12 protein-coding genes and 1 riboswitch are annotated in these 16,231 nt (G+C 46.5%); of the genes, 7 read left to right on the top strand and 5 right to left on the bottom strand.

Going from position 1 to position 16,231, the window contains the following annotated elements; genetic code table 11:
• Nucleotides 1–221 precede the first annotated feature (221 nt).
• Entirely contained in the window at nucleotides 222–1,088 is an 867-nt protein-coding gene (locus tag F0251_RS04490; RefSeq protein ID WP_061033127.1) for a YicC/YloC family endoribonuclease, read from the top strand.
• A gap of 79 nt (nucleotides 1,089–1,167) precedes the next feature.
• Here F0251_RS04490 and F0251_RS04485 read toward each other — a convergent pair whose 3' ends face one another.
• The 3 genes from F0251_RS04485 to F0251_RS04475 all read right to left on the bottom strand — a co-directional run bounded on the left by F0251_RS04485 (nucleotide 1,168) and on the right by F0251_RS04475 (nucleotide 3,994).
• Nucleotides 1,168–1,800 (bottom strand): alternative oxidase, encoded by a 633-nt coding sequence (locus tag F0251_RS04485; RefSeq protein WP_008224459.1) that lies wholly within the window; start codon nucleotides 1,798–1,800, stop codon nucleotides 1,168–1,170.
• Between the two features lie 212 nt (nucleotides 1,801–2,012).
• On the bottom strand, nucleotides 2,013–2,438 hold the full coding sequence (locus tag F0251_RS04480) for a phosphate-starvation-inducible protein PsiE (RefSeq protein ID WP_008224461.1): 426 nt from the start codon (nucleotides 2,436–2,438) through the stop codon (nucleotides 2,013–2,015).
• A 185-nt stretch (nucleotides 2,439–2,623) separates the two neighbouring features.
• Nucleotides 2,624–3,994, bottom strand: coding sequence for an NCS2 family permease (locus F0251_RS04475; protein ID WP_061033126.1), 1,371 nt, complete (start codon nucleotides 3,992–3,994; stop codon nucleotides 2,624–2,626).
• A gap of 58 nt (nucleotides 3,995–4,052) precedes the next feature.
• A riboswitch (purine riboswitch) is annotated at nucleotides 4,053–4,152 on the bottom strand.
• A 301-nt stretch (nucleotides 4,153–4,453) separates the two neighbouring features.
• Here F0251_RS04475 and gmk point away from each other — a divergent pair.
• The 4 genes from gmk (at nucleotide 4,454) to recG (ending at nucleotide 10,030) form a co-directional block, all read left to right on the top strand.
• A complete protein-coding gene (gene gmk / locus F0251_RS04470; RefSeq protein WP_008224466.1) occupies nucleotides 4,454–5,077 on the top strand; it encodes a guanylate kinase in 624 nt (207 codons plus the stop codon).
• 119 nt (nucleotides 5,078–5,196) lie between these two features.
• Nucleotides 5,197–5,469: a DNA-directed RNA polymerase subunit omega gene (gene rpoZ / locus F0251_RS04465; RefSeq protein WP_009848003.1), complete on the top strand. Its 273-nt coding sequence runs from the start codon at nucleotides 5,197–5,199 to the stop codon at nucleotides 5,467–5,469.
• 39 nt (nucleotides 5,470–5,508) lie between these two features.
• Nucleotides 5,509–7,635 (top strand): bifunctional GTP diphosphokinase/guanosine-3',5'-bis pyrophosphate 3'-pyrophosphohydrolase, encoded by a 2,127-nt coding sequence (gene spoT / locus F0251_RS04460; RefSeq protein ID WP_171730406.1) that lies wholly within the window; start codon nucleotides 5,509–5,511, stop codon nucleotides 7,633–7,635.
• Between the two features lie 316 nt (nucleotides 7,636–7,951).
• On the top strand, nucleotides 7,952–10,030 hold the full coding sequence (recG, locus tag F0251_RS04455) for an ATP-dependent DNA helicase RecG (protein WP_171730405.1): 2,079 nt from the start codon (nucleotides 7,952–7,954) through the stop codon (nucleotides 10,028–10,030).
• A 363-nt stretch (nucleotides 10,031–10,393) separates the two neighbouring features.
• On the opposite strand, the gene envZ is transcribed toward recG, so the two are convergent.
• Nucleotides 10,394–11,689 (bottom strand): two-component system sensor histidine kinase EnvZ, encoded by a 1,296-nt coding sequence (gene envZ, locus F0251_RS04450; RefSeq protein WP_105057739.1) that lies wholly within the window; start codon nucleotides 11,687–11,689, stop codon nucleotides 10,394–10,396.
• A 166-nt stretch (nucleotides 11,690–11,855) separates the two neighbouring features.
• Nucleotides 11,856–12,575 (bottom strand): two-component system response regulator OmpR, encoded by a 720-nt coding sequence (ompR, locus tag F0251_RS04445; protein WP_008218409.1) that lies wholly within the window; start codon nucleotides 12,573–12,575, stop codon nucleotides 11,856–11,858.
• A 174-nt stretch (nucleotides 12,576–12,749) separates the two neighbouring features.
• On the opposite strand from ompR, the gene greB reads away from it, so the two are divergent.
• Together greB and F0251_RS04435 are read left to right on the top strand one after the other, a co-directional pair.
• On the top strand, nucleotides 12,750–13,232 hold the full coding sequence (gene greB / locus F0251_RS04440; RefSeq protein ID WP_116869822.1) for a transcription elongation factor GreB: 483 nt from the start codon (nucleotides 12,750–12,752) through the stop codon (nucleotides 13,230–13,232).
• A gap of 663 nt (nucleotides 13,233–13,895) precedes the next feature.
• Nucleotides 13,896–16,226, top strand: a complete 2,331-nt coding sequence (locus tag F0251_RS04435) for a Tex family protein (protein WP_171730404.1) — start codon at nucleotides 13,896–13,898, stop codon at nucleotides 16,224–16,226.
• Nucleotides 16,227–16,231 lie beyond the last annotated feature (5 nt).

The raw sequence follows: 16,231 nt of genomic DNA, 5'->3' as shown, positions 1-16,231 counted from the left end.
GTGATTTACTATCGAAAGCGTGCATCACCTAAGAAAGGGGTGAGACATATTTGATTGGGGCGAGATTATATAGCAGTTTATCGTGCAAAGCTATTTACCATTCGAAGACGCTGTTCAAGAAAAGTGATTCCTTAGCAAAAGTGATGAGCTTCGGCTGTCACCCGTATCGTGATACTATGCGTGCGCGTTATTTTCAGAATGATAAAAGACAGGAAAATTCGATGATTTATAGTATGACCGCGTACGCACGCAAAGAAGTAAAAGGCGATTGGGGCAGCGCAGTATGGGAAATCCGTAGTGTAAACCAGCGCTACCTAGAAACTTACTTCCGTATGCCTGAACAGTTCCGTGGTTTAGAGCCAATCCTACGCGAGCGTTTCCGTAAGCGCCTAGCGCGCGGCAAAGTAGAATGTAACCTACGCTTTGAAGCTAACCCAGCAGCAAAAGGCGAGCTAAGCATCAACGAAGGTTTGGCGCAGCAAGTGATCAATGCGGCGAACCAAGTGATGACCATGACAGGTGAAGAGAGCCGTCTGAATCCATTCCAAGTAATGAACTGGCCTGGTGTGATGGAAACGCCTGAGCAAGACATGGATGCGATCAACAAAGACCTGCTAGCAGCGTTCAACGATGCGATTGCAGAGTTCATTGATGCTCGTGCTCGTGAAGGTGAGAACATGAAGGCGCTAATCGTACAGCGCTTAGATGCAATCACTGAAGAAGTGGTAAAAGTACGTGCACGCATGCCTGAGATCCTAGAATGGCAACGTGAGCGACTGCTTAACAAATTTGAAGAAGCGAAAATTGAGCTTGAAGGTTCTCGCGTTGAGCAAGAGCTTATCTTACTCGCACAGAAGTCAGACGTAGCCGAAGAGCTAGACCGCCTTGACTCTCACGTGAAAGAAGCCAATGCAGTATTGAAGAAAGGCGGCGCATGTGGCCGTAAACTGGACTTCATGATGCAAGAGTTCAACCGTGAATCAAACACGCTAGCGTCTAAGTCTATCAGCACTGACATCACAGCATCTGGCGTAGAGCTAAAGGTTCTTATCGAACAGATGCGTGAGCAAATTCAGAACATTGAATAAGCCAATGCAGAGCTAATACAAGTAAGCCCCTGTATCGAAAGATGCAGGGGCTTTTCTTTATTTTAGTAATAAAGGAGCATTAGCATTGATGTTCAGGTAAGTCTTTCGTTTTGTAGAGATTGGCAATGTCGTGATTCTTGTCGCGATGCTTAGCTTCATCCTCTCTGATACGGAAAAGCACATCTAAGAATGTTGCGCCTTCAGGTAGGCGATAATAGGTAATCGCGATTTCTGGCGCTGGATGGTTGGGCAGAGCCCCCTCTTCAATTTTGGATATGTACTCTGAATAACTGTTACAGGCTTCCTCTTCAAAGTAGCCGACAATCCTATGCGCAGTTTTAGAAGAAACTAGGTAGATAACGCCGTAGATGATGAGAAAGATAAACTGCAGTAACATCACTAAGATGCGTTCTATAATGGATGGCTTGGTAACGGTCAGGAAAATCATCAAATGCATCCGTTCATTGTCTGCTTCATCCAATAGCTCTTTAATCCAACCGCCGTCATCTTTCATACGACGTAGTGCTTTAAGGTGGTTAAATACACCTGCGACCATGCCTGGTACAGCCGCAATGGTTTCCAACAACATCGCACGTTTGGCTAAATGTTTTCCATAAAACAGGTTAAGCGTTTTTTTGAGAAGTCGAGTAACAAGAAGCGCAACCTTTTCGGAGAATATTTCAGGTTTGTAATGAGTGCTTTCAAAATGCATAGCGTGTTCCTTATATGAGTCTAATACTCACTAATCAACATTCATGCCACAACACAAAGACTTATATATCAAGGAAAAGACAAGCAAAGGAGTCATTAAGACTCCATATTAACAACATACAAAAAGACACCTTAATGTCTTTTTGACACAATAGGGATAATAAAAACCCAGCGACATGGCTGGGCTCTTAAATGACTTATAAGTCGACGGTTTTACTCGTCCGGCTGCTTGGTTCGAAGGTCCACATACGGCCAGTAGTGATGACCAACTCGAATCAGCAAGGTTGCGGCCGCTAGAATAAATGCTGCTAAAGATAGCCAAACGATCAGAACCGCATCGAGTTCCTTCATTCCCAGAGTAATGTAACGAGCGATCGCCATCATCGCGATGTAGATTGGATAACGCACAGGGATCTTACCGTTCATCACAAACTGCTGAACCATGGCCAACACTTCGAGATAGATGAACATCAACAGAATATCGGTCAGTTGTACTCTGCGCTCTGTGAAGACGTGCATGAACTCCTCAAGCATCGCAAACAGTGTTGCAAGGGTAATCGCCACCAGCAGCACCGCTTCAAGAATATGGAAAACCTTTAAGAAAGGCTTACTGAAAGATTTGGGTAAATGAGAAGGCATAGTCACTCTTCAAAAATAATTAATCCAATCTCTACAATAGCATGCCTCAATATAAGTCGCCCCTTCTCTATCGGAGAACACCAACAATGGCACACCTTTTGTTGAGGCAGATACAAAAATGGCCCCACATTCACTGCAGAGCCATTTATTCATTCTTTGTCTCAGCTTAACTCGGCCAATTAGCCTTAAAGCAGAATCAGGTAGGTTAGGAACACCACACACAGGCCATAGATTAACGGGTGAACTTCTTTACCCTTACCTGCGACCACCATAGTGAATGCATAGCTGATAAAGCCCATCGCCATACCATTTGCAGGTGAGAAGCTTAGTACCGTGAACATAATGGTGAAGAAGGCTGCAATGCGAGACTCTTTCTTCTCCCAATTGATCTGACCAAGGCGGCCCACCATGTAGATGCCTACCACGACCATCGCCGGCGCAACCATAGCCGCCGAGAAAATAGAGAAGATTGGGTACAGAAATAGCGAGATTAGGAACAAGCCTGCAACCATCACTGCCGCCAAACCTGTCTTCGCTCCTTGAGAAGAGGCAATACCCGACTCAGAGAAAGCAGTAATCGATGTGGTACCAAGAATCGAACCAATCACCGTACCACCCGCATCTGCCACTAGAGCAGACTTCGCATTTGGCACCTTACCATCTTTATCGATGATACCTGCATCACGGCCAACACCAACAATCGTGCTCAAGCCATCAAAGAAGTCGACAATCAGGAAGATAAGTACGATGAACAATAGATCGAACATTTTCTCAGGGGTGAACGCAGAGAAATCGAAAATCGCGCCGAAGCTACCTGCCATGCTCGGTGGCATCGCGACTAGCTGCTCTGGGATTGGCGCATTTGATGTACCCATGAACACGTCAGCTAGGATTGTCAGTGCAATCGCTGATACGAATGAGATAAATGTCGCTAGCTTGATATCACGAACCATACAGCCAAGCGCAATAAAAATACTGATGTAAGCGATGATCACTTGTGGGTCTGAGATATCCCCTAAACCAACCAATACAAACGGATTCGAAACGATGATGCCCGCGTTCTTAAGACCTAAGAACGCGATGAACAAACCGAGCGAGACCGTAATCGCCAGCTTTAAGTCCTCTGGGATCGATTCAATCATCGATTTACGAATATTGGTCAATGAGAATGCGAGATACAAAATACCAGAAAGGAAGATACCAAATAGCGCTTCATTCCAAAGCACAGCCACAGAACCACTCAATAGCAGGCCTTTGAAAAAGCCATTCATACTCATGCCCGGCGCTAGCATCACAGGGTAGTTACCCCAGATGCCCATGATTAACGTCGAGATGGCTGCAGCCAAAGCCGTTGCAGTAAATACCGCACCTTTATCCATACCTGGGATACCACCCAAAATCGCTGGGTTAACCGCCAGAATGTAGCTCATTGCCAAGAAGGTAATGAAACCTGCGTACAGCTCAGTGCCGATCGTGGTCTTTCTTTCAGTGATTTTAAACATTGAATCAAGCGAACCAGAGGTGTTCTGGGCTTTCAGGGTGGAATCGGTACTCACAACAAAACCTTTGCAATAAATTAAGAATTTGGAGATTCAAATGCTGTGAGAATAGAGAGGTCTCTACACTAAAAACTGTAGTCACCAAGATAGGCTCGGTAGTAGAAACGTCTAGACCTTTTTACTAGACATATACAGCATTTAATCGTTTGCGCGGATTGTAAGGATTGAGATTAAAACTTCAACAAATTTTGTCCAGATCACATAAAAAAGTGCAGTTGATGAGTGATTACATTTCTAGAACGATCTTTGAGAAGATCATTCGCCAATAAATAACGATCAAGCCAGTTGTTCTCAATCATCTAAATATGCTACTCTTCGCCTCCATTTTTCTGACCTAATTTTCACCAGTTGCCGCTCTATACGCGCAATTACCGGAACGTAATTAAGGTCAGTGCTATCTTTTATAGTGTCGGTTTATCGCCTTCACTCAATCCAACCAACAGTGGAAATATACAGATGGGCAAAGGTACTCTTTACATCGTATCTGCACCTAGTGGCGCAGGTAAGTCGAGCTTGATCTCAGCAATGCTAGAAACCAATCCAACCTACGCAATGAAGGTATCTGTTTCACACACCACTCGCGGTATGCGCCCTGGTGAAGAAAATGGTGTTCACTACCACTTCGTAGAGAAGCATCACTTCGAAGATCTCATCAAGAAGAATGAATTCCTAGAGTACGCTGAAGTATTCGGCAACTACTACGGTACTTCACGCGTTTGGATTGAAGAAAACCTAGACCGCGGTATCGATGTATTCCTAGATATCGACTGGCAAGGTGCTCGTCAGATCCGTGAACAGATGCCTCAAGCGAAGAGTGTATTCATTCTTCCACCATCAAATGGTGAGCTAGAGCGTCGTCTAAACGTTCGTGGTCAAGACAGCGAAGAAGTTATTGCGAAACGCATGAGCGAAGCGAAGTCAGAAATCTCTCATTATAATGAGTATGACTACGTGATCGTGAATGATGACTTTGATGCAGCCCTAATGGACTTCAGAGCTATCATTCGTGCGGAACGCTTAAAAGAAGATAAGCAAGCAGCAAAATACAGCGGCATGCTTACTGCTCTACTGGCGGAATAAGCTAGCAAGACTAGATTTTCCATTGAGATAAGTATACGGTGATCTAGAAAGTCTCTAGTTTAACTTGTATACTTTCTCGTCATCAAAAATTTATTAGTTAATTACTATTTGGAGTCCTCATGGCACGCGTAACTGTTCAAGACGCTGTTGAAAAAGTTGGCAACCGTTTCGACCTAGTTCTTATTGCGGCTCGCCGCGCACGTCAAATGCAAACTGGCGGTAAAGATTCACTAGTGCCTGAAGAAAACGATAAGCCAACGGTTATCGCTCTTCGCGAAATCGAAGAAGGTCTTATCACTAAAGACGTACTAGATGCTCGTGAACGTCAAGAGCAACAAGAGCAAGAAGCGGCTGAACTTGCAGCAGTAAGCAGCATCGCTCACACTCGATAAGAACGTCATTCGAACTAATTAACCTTCCGGGCCTTTAATTTGTATCTATTCGATAGCCTCAAAGACGTTGCCCAAGAATACCTAACAGAGCCTCAAATTGAGGCTCTGCGTCAATCTTATGTGGTAGCGAGAGACGCCCATGAAGGGCAAACCCGCTCAAGCGGTGAACCATACATTATCCACCCTGTAGCTGTTTCAAGAATCCTGGCAGAAATGCGTCTGGATATCGAAACCCTACAAGCTGCTCTACTTCATGATGTGATTGAAGACTGTGATGTCACTAAAGAAGATCTAGAGGAAAAATTTGGCAATACCGTTGCTGAATTGGTAGATGGTGTATCTAAGCTGGATAAGCTTAAATTTCGTGATCGCAAAGAAGCGCAAGCAGAGAACTTTCGTAAAATGGTTCTCGCAATGGTGCAAGACATCCGCGTTATCTTGATCAAATTAGCTGACCGTACTCACAACATGCGTACGCTTGGGGCACTTCGTCCTGACAAAAAGCGTCGTATTGCTCGTGAAACCCTAGAAATCTATTCTCCACTAGCTCACCGTCTTGGTATTCATAACATCAAGACCGAACTAGAAGAGCTGGGCTTCGAAGCCCTCTACCCTAACCGTTATCGCGTACTGAAAAACGTAGTGAAAGCTGCGCGTGGTAACCGTAAAGAGATGATTCAACGTATCCATAGCGAAATTGAAGGCCGCCTTGAAGAAGTTGGTTTACCTGCTCGCGTACTTGGTCGTGAAAAGAACCTGTTCTCCATCTATAACAAGATGAAAACTAAAGAGCAGCGTTTCCACACCATTATGGACATCTACGCTTTCCGCGTGGTGGTTGATACCCCAGATACTTGTTATCGCGTACTTGGTCAGGCCCATAGCCTGTACAAGCCTCGCCCAGGCCGCATGAAAGATTACATCGCGGTACCAAAAGCCAACGGCTACCAATCTCTGCACACATCAATGATCGGCCCTCACGGGGTGCCAGTTGAAGTTCAGATCCGTACTGAAGATATGGATCAAATGGCGGACAAAGGTGTCGCGGCACACTGGTCTTACAAAGGCAACGGCTCACGCAGCAGTAATGGCACAACCGCACAGGTTAAAGCACAACGTTGGATGCAGAGCTTACTTGAACTACAACAAAGCGCTGGTAACTCATTCGAATTCATTGAAAACGTTAAGTCTGATCTGTTCCCAGATGAGATCTTCGTGTTCACGCCGAAGGGTCGCATTGTCGAACTTCCTGCAGGCGCAACAGCGGTCGATTTTGCTTACGCGGTACATACCGATGTCGGCAACATGTGTGTAGGTGCTCGTGTAGACATGAACCCTTACCCACTCAGCAAATCGCTGAAGAACGGTCAAACCATTGAGATCATCAGTGCTCCAGGCGCACGTCCGAATGCAGCATGGCTCAACTACGTGGTGACATCACGTGCGCGTACTAAGATCCGTCAGGTTCTGAAGACTATGCGCCGTGAAGAGTCGATTACCTTAGGTCGTCGCCTACTGAACCACGCACTTGGCGAGCACTCAATTGGTGATATTGGCGAAGAGAACGTTGAACATGTGTTGTCTGATCTTCGTCTCGATAGCGTTGAAGACTTGCTAGCATCAATTGGTCTTGGCGAGCTGATGAGTATCGTGATTGCTCGTCGCCTGCTAGGTGATGCTGACGAACTGACTGAAGTGGAAAACAACAGCGACACACCGAGGAAGAAACTTCCTATCCGTGGTGCTGAAGGTCTACTACTGACGTTCGCTAACTGTTGTCACCCAATTCCAGATGATCACATCATTGCCCATGTATCTCCAGGTCGTGGCCTTGTGGTTCACCGTGAAACGTGTCCAAACGTTCGTGGTTACCAAAAAGAACCAGACAAATACATGGCGGTGGAATGGTCTGACGATTACGACCAAGAGTTCACAGCCGAACTACAGGTTGATCTGCAGAACCACCAAGGTGCACTGGCTGAGTTAACTAACGTTATCTCGAAAACAGGCTCTAACATTCACGGTATTTCAACCGAAGAACGTGATGGACGCTTGTACACAGTGACAATCTTGCTGACCACCAAAGATCGTGTTCACCTTGCGAGCATTATGAAGAAGCTACGTGTGATGCCACACGCGCTGAAGGTAAGACGTCGCAAGAACTGATCCAAGAGCAGATAGATAAAGCAGATGAGAGATACGAGTCTCGAGATGCGAAGAGCAAAAGCTTTTCACCACTCAACCTTTCGTATTTCGAGTCTGCTTTAATTTTTTGTGCCGCCCTGTTCTTTTGTACTCATTTACTCTAATCCCGAACATGCTCTAATCTTTTCGCATCTCGTTTACCCGCATCCCGTATCTGCTCTTAATCTTTTCGAATCTCGTTCACTCTCATCCCTCATCTGCTTCTAAGCTTTATCCTGTACAAAAATCCAGTAAAATGCTTGAATAGATCATCTCTCTTACGTATATGAGCCTTGTTATGTCACAGCTTTTATCTGCTATCCCTCTCAACTCTTTATCTGGAGTCGGCGCTAAAGTCGCAGAGAAACTGGAAAAGGTTGGACTTAACAATGTGCAAGACCTGCTATTTCATCTGCCTTTGCGCTATGAAGATAGAACGCGTATCTATCCGATCATCAAACTGCACGCAGGAATCTGGGCCGCTGTTCAAGGCAAGGTGATGAGCGTAGATACCATTTTCGGTAAACGTAAGATGTTGGCGGTAAAGATCAGCGATGGTAATGGCACCATTACGCTGCGCTTTTTCAACTTCACTGCCGGAATGAAGAACAACTTTACCGAGGGCAAACAAGTCCATGCTTATGGCGAAATCAAGCGTGGCAATATGGGGCTTGAAATCGTCCATCCGGATTACAAATTCTTTGCTCCAAGACAGCAACCAGACGTGGAAGCAAACCTGACTCCGGTGTATCCAACCACTGAAGGACTAAGACAAGTCACGCTGCGTAACCTGACCGACCAAGCGTTAGAACTGATCGACAAAGCAGCCGTCAATGAACTGCTACCGTCTGGCTTATACGACCATCAAATCACCCTAGCACAAGCACTGCATACCATTCACAGACCGCCTCCGGGTATCGACCTAGAGTTGTTTGATGAAGGTAAACACCCAGCACAGCTGCGCTTGATTATGGAAGAGCTACTGGCTCAAAACCTATCGATGCTGTCGGTCCGCAGTAAAGGACAGCAAGACAAAGCGATGCCGCTTCCTCCAGTGAATACACTCAAAGATAAGCTACTGGCTCAGCTGCCATTCTCGCCAACCAATGCTCAAGCACGCGTAACCCAAGAGATTGAAACTGACTTAGAAAAACCACACCCAATGATGCGCTTAGTACAAGGGGATGTAGGTTCAGGTAAAACCTTGGTTGCTGCACTAGCGGCTGTTCGCGCACTGGAACATGGCCAGCAAGTAGCACTGATGGCACCAACGGAACTATTGGCTGAGCAGCACGCGATCAATTTCGCCAACTGGTTTGAAGCCATGGGCATTCAAGTTGGTTGGTTGGCAGGCAAACTCAAGGGCAAAGCTCGTGAGACTGAGCTGGCGCGAATTGCCAGCGGCGAAGCGCAAATGGTGGTGGGTACTCATGCCCTATTCCAAGAACACGTCGAGTTCAAAAACCTTGGATTAGTCATCATTGATGAGCAACACCGATTCGGTGTCCACCAGCGACTAGAACTACGTGAGAAAGGTGCTAAGCAAGGCTACTATCCTCACCAGTTAGTGATGACAGCAACGCCAATTCCACGAACATTGGCAATGACGGCCTACGCCGATCTCGAAACCTCAATCATTGATGAATTACCACCGGGTCGAACGCCCATTCAAACTGTGGCAATTCCAGATACCAAGCGTGATGACATTGTTGAGCGCGTGCGTAATGCCTGCCTCAATGAGGGTAAGCAAGCCTATTGGGTGTGCACACTGATTGATGAGTCTGAAGTATTGGAAGCGCAAGCTGCTGCAGACACCGCAGAAGAGCTGCAACGAAAACTGCCTGATGTGAAAATTGGTTTAGTACACGGCCGAATGAAACCTGCCGAAAAACAAGCAGTGATGCAGGAGTTCAAAGAGAACAAACTGCACTTACTGGTTGCCACAACCGTGATTGAAGTGGGTGTGGACGTACCGAATTCGAGCTTAATGATCATCGAGAACCCAGAACGTCTTGGCCTAGCGCAATTACACCAATTACGTGGCCGTGTTGGCCGTGGTTCGGTCGCAAGTCATTGTGTACTGCTGTATCACTCACCACTATCAAAAACAGCTCAGAAGCGCTTAGGGGTGCTGCGTGAGAGTAACGATGGCTTTGTGATTGCTCAGCGAGACCTAGAGATCCGCGGCCCAGGTGAACTGCTTGGCACTAAACAGACCGGCTTGGCTGACTTCAAGATTGCCGACTTGGTACGAGACCAACGTTTAATTCCTGAAGTGCAGCGTATCGCACGCCATATTCATGATAGCTACCCAGATAACGCTAAGGCGATCATCAATCGCTGGTTGGGTGAACGTGATGTGTATTCTAAGGCGTAATAGCCCCAGATATTCCCGCTTACAACGTAAAAAGGCTTCCATAAGGAAGCCTTTTTTCTGCGCATTACTTTAATAAGCCAAGAGCGAGATTCCCTACTCATTCGTTCATCACGATAGGGAATGACGAAAGGTTGCAGATAGCTACCGTCCGACTCAGATTTTACCACCAGTCTTACTCAACCTCTTTCTCTAGCGTCAGTTCTACACAGTAAGAAAGAGCTTCAAGGTTAAACACACCGTTTGCGCTTAATAAACCTGAACACTTATCATACCGTCATCTCCGAGAGGGAAGAATGACCGAGTCGGGGATCTCTTAATAGTTCCCCGAACCAAACTCATCGAAATCACACGGACCGATGACAACTAGGGCTTAACAGGGAAACTGATCTGCGCTTTTAAGCCACCTTCACTGCGATTATTGACCACCACTGCGCCTTGGTGTTGGCTGACAATACGCTTGACGATCGCCAAACCTAATCCTGTTCCTTCACTACCACGAGCCGTATCACCACGAGTGAAGGGTTCAAATAGCTTGCCGATCTGGTCTTGTGGGATACCCGGGCCGTTATCCTCTACCGTTACCCAAGCCAGTTTGTTATCCGCTGTCATGCCAGTCGATACCTTGACCCAGCCATTACCGTAACGCAGCGCATTCACCACCAAGTTACTCACCGCACGCTTCATCGCGATCGGATTGCCTAATGCAGGCTTCATGGTATCCGGGATATCAGTTTCAATCTGTACCTCATAGCCACCTTCAGAGCTTGATACCTCGCGTGCAATATCATCCACAAACACCGCTTGGAATGATTCACGATCGACGGGCTTCAAGTAGTCCATAAACTGGCTGATGATCTCATTACACTCTTCGGTATCACTGATAATGCCTTCCGCTAAATAGGCATCTTCTGGCGACATCATCTCGGTGGCTAAACGGATACGCGTTAATGGAGTGCGTAAATCATGACTGATACCCGCCATCAACAAAGCTCTGTCTTCTTCCAGTTCTTGAATGCCTTTCGACATCTGGTTAAAGGCGCGAGTTACTGAACGAATCTCTTGAGCACCTTGCACAGGCAGTGGCGGTGGAATATCACCACGACCGACACCCTGCGCTGCTTTCTCAAGCGCAATGAGTGGGCGGTTTTGCAATCGGATGAACAGCCAACCACCAGCAACGATCAACATCGCCATGATCAAGCTATTACGAAATAGCGGTGCAAAGTCTTCTTCTTGTAGCTCAGAGAGCGGAATTCGAATCAATGAGTTAGGCAGCTGTGCTATGTCCATCCACAACACATAGCTCTCTTTACCTAAAATCAGCCGCACTTCTGTTTCAGAGCCTAATTCTTTGGTCATCTCCTCACTCATCAGGTCAATCGATACTGCGTGGTAATACTCACCCGCCGCTTCGCTGTCCTTGGCGTGGACCGTTACTCCAAGTTGCTCAAGTACGCGCTGGCGCAGTGGTGCGTCGATCTCGATATCACTGCCTTGGTCCAATACTAGGTTTAACTCGTGCGCCAATATCTTATTAAACTGCTGTAAGCTCGGCATCAAAGCGTAGTTAAACACGGCGTAGTAAGAAAAGATTTGGCTAGCGACCAATAGCGTTAAGAAAAGCACTATCGACTGAGTAAAGGAGCTACGTATGCGCATGGGGCACCCAAAGTGTAGAGAGAAAAAACAAAGCGTTATATGACTATAACTCTAAACAATTATCCTGAATACAAAACGGGCCATCACATATCAATGAGATGGCCCGTAAATAGAGAATTCTGAATCACAGAATCAATAAAGCTGCTGTAGAGCTTATTAAGCTGACTTACACAGCCTTACCATCAGGAACAAAGACATAACCTAAGCCCCACACCGTTTGGATGTAGCGAGGTTTGCTTGGGTCTTCTTCCACTAGACGACGTAGACGTGAGATCTGCACATCGATAGAGCGTTCCATTGCTGAGTACTCACGGCCACGAGCCATATTCATCAACTTATCGCGAGACATTGGCTCACGAGCATTGGTAACTAGTGACTTAAGCACTGCAAATTCGCCCGAAGTAAGCGGCATTGGTTCTTCGCCACGGAACATTTCACGTGTACCTAGGTTCAAGCGGAACTCACCAAACTCAACCACAGACTCTTCAGTGCTTGGTGCGCCTGGTGCTTCAATCACTTGGCGACGTAATACTGCTTTGATACGAGCAAGCAATTCACGTGGGTTGAATGGTTTTGGTAGGTAGTCATCAGCACCGACTTCCAATCCAACAATACGGTCCACTTCATCACCTTTTGCCGTCAGCATTAGAATAGGCAGTGAGTTGTTTGCGTTTCGTAGACGACGACAGATCGATAGACCATCTTCGCCCGGCAACATTAAATCCAATACCATCAAGTGAAAATTTTCACGGGTTAACAGGCGGTCCATCTGCTCACTGTTTGCCACGCTACGCACTTGAAAGCCTTGCTCTGACAGATAGCGCTCTAACAGTGCACGTAAACGAGCATCGTCATCGACCACTAAAATTTTGTAGTTTTCTTGCATGTAATGGTTCCACCTATTAATCGCTTATTGGGTTATAAGCTTTTGGGCACAGTCTAATGAGTTAATACATTAAAAATGTAACATTATTGGAGAAAAAGTCGCCTAAATAATTGTTAACGTATGTTGCCTTTCTATATATTCTATCTTAGATCATCATTTCATTAAGTAAGATTTATGAAAACCAAACTTATCACCCGAGAAGGTTATAACAAGCTCAAAGCCGAACATGACCACTTATGGCACGAGAAACGCCCTGAAATTACTAAGATAGTCACTTGGGCGGCAAGCCTTGGAGATCGCTCAGAAAACGCAGATTACACCTTCAATAAGCGTCTACTTCGTCAGATCGATCGCCGAGTTCGTTTCTTAAGAAAGTTCCTACCTGATGTCACGATCGTTGATTACTCGCCACAACAAGAAGGTAAGGTATTTTTCGGGGCTTGGGTCGAAATCGAGAATGATGATGGGGAAATTAAGAAGTTTCGAATTGTCGGTCCAGAAGAGATCTATGGCGATGCTAAAGGTTATATCTCTATCGACTCGCCAATGGCTAGAGCTCTACTTAAGAAAGAAGTGGATGATGAATTTACGGTAAAAACACCGGAAGGCGACAAAGAGTGGTTCATTAACTCGATTCGCTACGCAGACAACAAATAATTCTACTTATTAGTCACTTAGCGATGTACTGAGTATCTATAAAACCCAAACTCCAGATAAAAGAAAACCCCGCAAGGCTTTCGCCTAGCGGGGTTAAGTCTCTATCGCAGCAATCCGGCTACTGTTTATCTCTTCTAGATAAGGTGCTCCCTGCATCTTTCCTTGATAGTGGCTAAATCCTTTAACCAATTTCCTTTTTGTTCATCGCCATCCTAGCGGTGTCCATTCTAGCCTGTCGTCCTGACTGGCGAATCTCATCCAGAGATTATCACTTCCTTGCTGACCACTCATCCTAAGTAATCAAATCTTCATCCTGAAGATACCTAGTCCATTAGGCTTTTTCCTGTTCCTGCCAACTCCCTGTCGACAAGTTAAATATTACGGGAAATGGCCGTGTTTCCTAGATAGTCCTAAAAAACATTTGCTGTGGGAAATACGCTCAAAAACATAAAAACCAATCAAATCATTAACTTATATTTTTATTGGGACAATTTTCTGAGTTTAAAGTGACTTAGTCTCACATCACTTGTAAGAGATCTCGCACAAAGCGGGTATCACAAACGGAAATTCGACTTCTGACAGGATAATTACACAGTCAAAGCTAGAAAAAGCGTACGCTCACCCCCATATATTTGTCACAATATTAAATAAGAGATTCATCGGATGAGCCAAGCTATCTGTCGACTGATCGCTGAAGAACTGAATGTTCGTTCTGAGCAAGTCACCGCCGCAGTAACCCTAATTGACGACGGTAATACCGTTCCCTTTATTGCCCGCTACCGTAAAGAGGTTACGGGAGGCTTAGACGATACCCAATTACGTAACCTTGATAGTCGCCTTTCTTACCTTCGTGAACTTGATGATCGTCGCCAAACGATTCTTAAGTCGATTCAAGACCAAGGTAAGCTCACGCCAGAGCTCGAGCGTGATATCACTCACGCCGACAGCAAGACTCGTCTAGAAGATTTATACCTACCTTACAAACCAAAACGTCGCACGAAAGGTCAGATCGCGATTGAAGCAGGTTTAGAGCCACTTGCCGACACACTGTGGAATGAACCACAGCACGATCCAGAAACGGAAGCAGCGAACTTCATCAGCAACGATAAAGGCATTGCCGATACCAAAGCCGCGCTCGATGGCGCTCGTGCGATCATCATGGAACGCATTGCGGAAGACGCAAACCTACTAGAAAAGATTCGCCAACACCTAACACGCAACTCAGAGCTAGTCGCTCGTGTAGTGACAGGTAAAGAGCAAGAAGGCGAGAAGTTCAAAGACTACTTCGAGCACAACGAAACACTCAGCAAGGTGCCTTCTCACCGTGCACTTGCGATGTTACGTGGCCGAAATGAAGGCTTCCTAACACTGGCGATGAATGCCGACCCTGAACAAGAAGAAGGCGCTCGTGGTTCTTACTGTGAAAACATCATCTCTGATCACTACGGTATTACACTGAGCAGTGCACCTGCAGATGCATGGCGTAAGCAAGTGATCAGCTGGGCATGGCGTATTAAGGTTTCTATGCACATGGAAACCGAACTCATGGGCGCGATGAAAGAGCGTGCAGAGATCGAAGCAATTGAAGTATTCGCTACTAACCTAAAAGACCTACTGATGGCTGCGCCTGCTGGCCCTCGTGCAACGTTAGGCCTAGATCCAGGTTTACGTACCGGTTCGAAAATCGCGGTTGTCGATTCAACCGGTAAGGTCCTCGCGACAGAAACCATTTACCCTCACCCACCACAAAAGCAATACGACAAATCAGCACACGTTGTTGAGCAGATGGTTCGTCAGTTCAACGTTGACCTGATTGCGATTGGTAACGGTACCGCTTCACGCGAAACCGATAGCTTTGTGGCTGATGTGATTAAGCGTGGCAACCTAAAAGCGCAAAAAATCATTGTCAGCGAAGCCGGGGCATCGGTGTACTCAGCGTCTGAATTAGCAGCGAAAGAGTTCCCGAACATGGACGTATCGCTGCGTGGCGCTGTGTCTATCGCGCGTCGTCTACAAGATCCTCTGGCGGAGCTTGTGAAGATTGACCCTAAATCGATCGGTGTGGGCCAATACCAACACGATGTAAGCCAAACCATGCTTGCTAAGCGCCTAGATGCGATTGTTGAAGACTGTGTAAACGCGGTGGGTGTTGATGTGAATACGGCTTCTGCAGCACTACTGACCCGTGTTGCTGGCCTTTCTAGCGCTATCGCTCAGAACATCGTCGACTACCGTGATGAAAATGGTCGCTTCGAAGCGCGTACGACACTGAAAAAAGTCGCTCGTTTGGGACCAAAAGCCTTTGAACAGTGTGCTGGCTTCCTGCGTATCATGGACGGCAAGAACCCGCTAGATGCATCATCGGTGCACCCAGAAGCTTACCCAGTGGTGAAGAACATCGCTGAGAAAAACCAGAAAGACATCAAGTCTTTGGTAGGTAACACAGACTTCCTACGCGGCCTGCATGCGATTGATTACACCAATGAAAACTTTGGTGTACCTACGGTGACTGACATCATCAAAGAACTGGATAAGCCCGGCCGTGACCCTCGCCCTGAGTTCAAGACTGCTACCTTCGCCGACGGCGTAAACAGCGTTTCAGACTTGGAGCCAGGCATGATTCTAGAAGGTGTGGTATCAAACGTGGCTAACTTCGGTGCCTTCGTCGATATCGGCGTTCACCAAGATGGTTTAGTACACATTTCAGCGCTTACCGATCGCTTTGTCTCTGATCCACGTGAAGTGGTTAAAGCGGGTGACATCGTGAAAGTGAAAGTGATGGAAGTGGATGTTCAGCGTAAACGTATTGCACTCAGCATGCGTATGAAAGATGAGCCGGGACAAGACAACCGAGCTCAACGTTCAAGTGCACCCCGCACGCAAAGCCGCCCGAATCAACACTCGCAAGGTGGACAACGCCGTCGTGAAGAGCCACAACAAAATGGCGCAATGGGCGGTGCATTCGCAGCTGCTTTTGCTAAAGCGAAAAAATAATCCAA

Source organism: Vibrio sp. 070316B (genome assembly GCF_013114115.1).
Classification (GTDB): domain Bacteria; phylum Pseudomonadota; class Gammaproteobacteria; order Enterobacterales; family Vibrionaceae; genus Vibrio; species Vibrio chagasii_B.
The sequence above is the reverse complement of the archived record's forward strand: the minus strand, read 5'-3'. Positions and strand labels throughout refer to the sequence as shown.

Coding starts and splice junctions, on each gene's coding strand:
- ompR (WP_008218409.1), bottom strand. CDS start 12,575: ATGCAAGAAAACTACAAAATTTTAGTGGTCGATGACGATGCTCGTTTA.
- F0251_RS04435 (WP_171730404.1), top strand. CDS start 13,896: ATGAGCCAAGCTATCTGTCGACTGATCGCTGAAGAACTGAATGTTCGT.
- greB (WP_116869822.1), top strand. CDS start 12,750: ATGAAAACCAAACTTATCACCCGAGAAGGTTATAACAAGCTCAAAGCC.
- gmk (WP_008224466.1), top strand. CDS start 4,454: ATGGGCAAAGGTACTCTTTACATCGTATCTGCACCTAGTGGCGCAGGT.
- recG (WP_171730405.1), top strand. CDS start 7,952: ATGTCACAGCTTTTATCTGCTATCCCTCTCAACTCTTTATCTGGAGTC.
- envZ (WP_105057739.1), bottom strand. CDS start 11,689: ATGCGCATACGTAGCTCCTTTACTCAGTCGATAGTGCTTTTCTTAACG.
- rpoZ (WP_009848003.1), top strand. CDS start 5,197: ATGGCACGCGTAACTGTTCAAGACGCTGTTGAAAAAGTTGGCAACCGT.
- F0251_RS04485 (WP_008224459.1), bottom strand. CDS start 1,800: ATGCATTTTGAAAGCACTCATTACAAACCTGAAATATTCTCCGAAAAG.
- F0251_RS04480 (WP_008224461.1), bottom strand. CDS start 2,438: ATGCCTTCTCATTTACCCAAATCTTTCAGTAAGCCTTTCTTAAAGGTT.
- F0251_RS04490 (WP_061033127.1), top strand. CDS start 222: ATGATTTATAGTATGACCGCGTACGCACGCAAAGAAGTAAAAGGCGAT.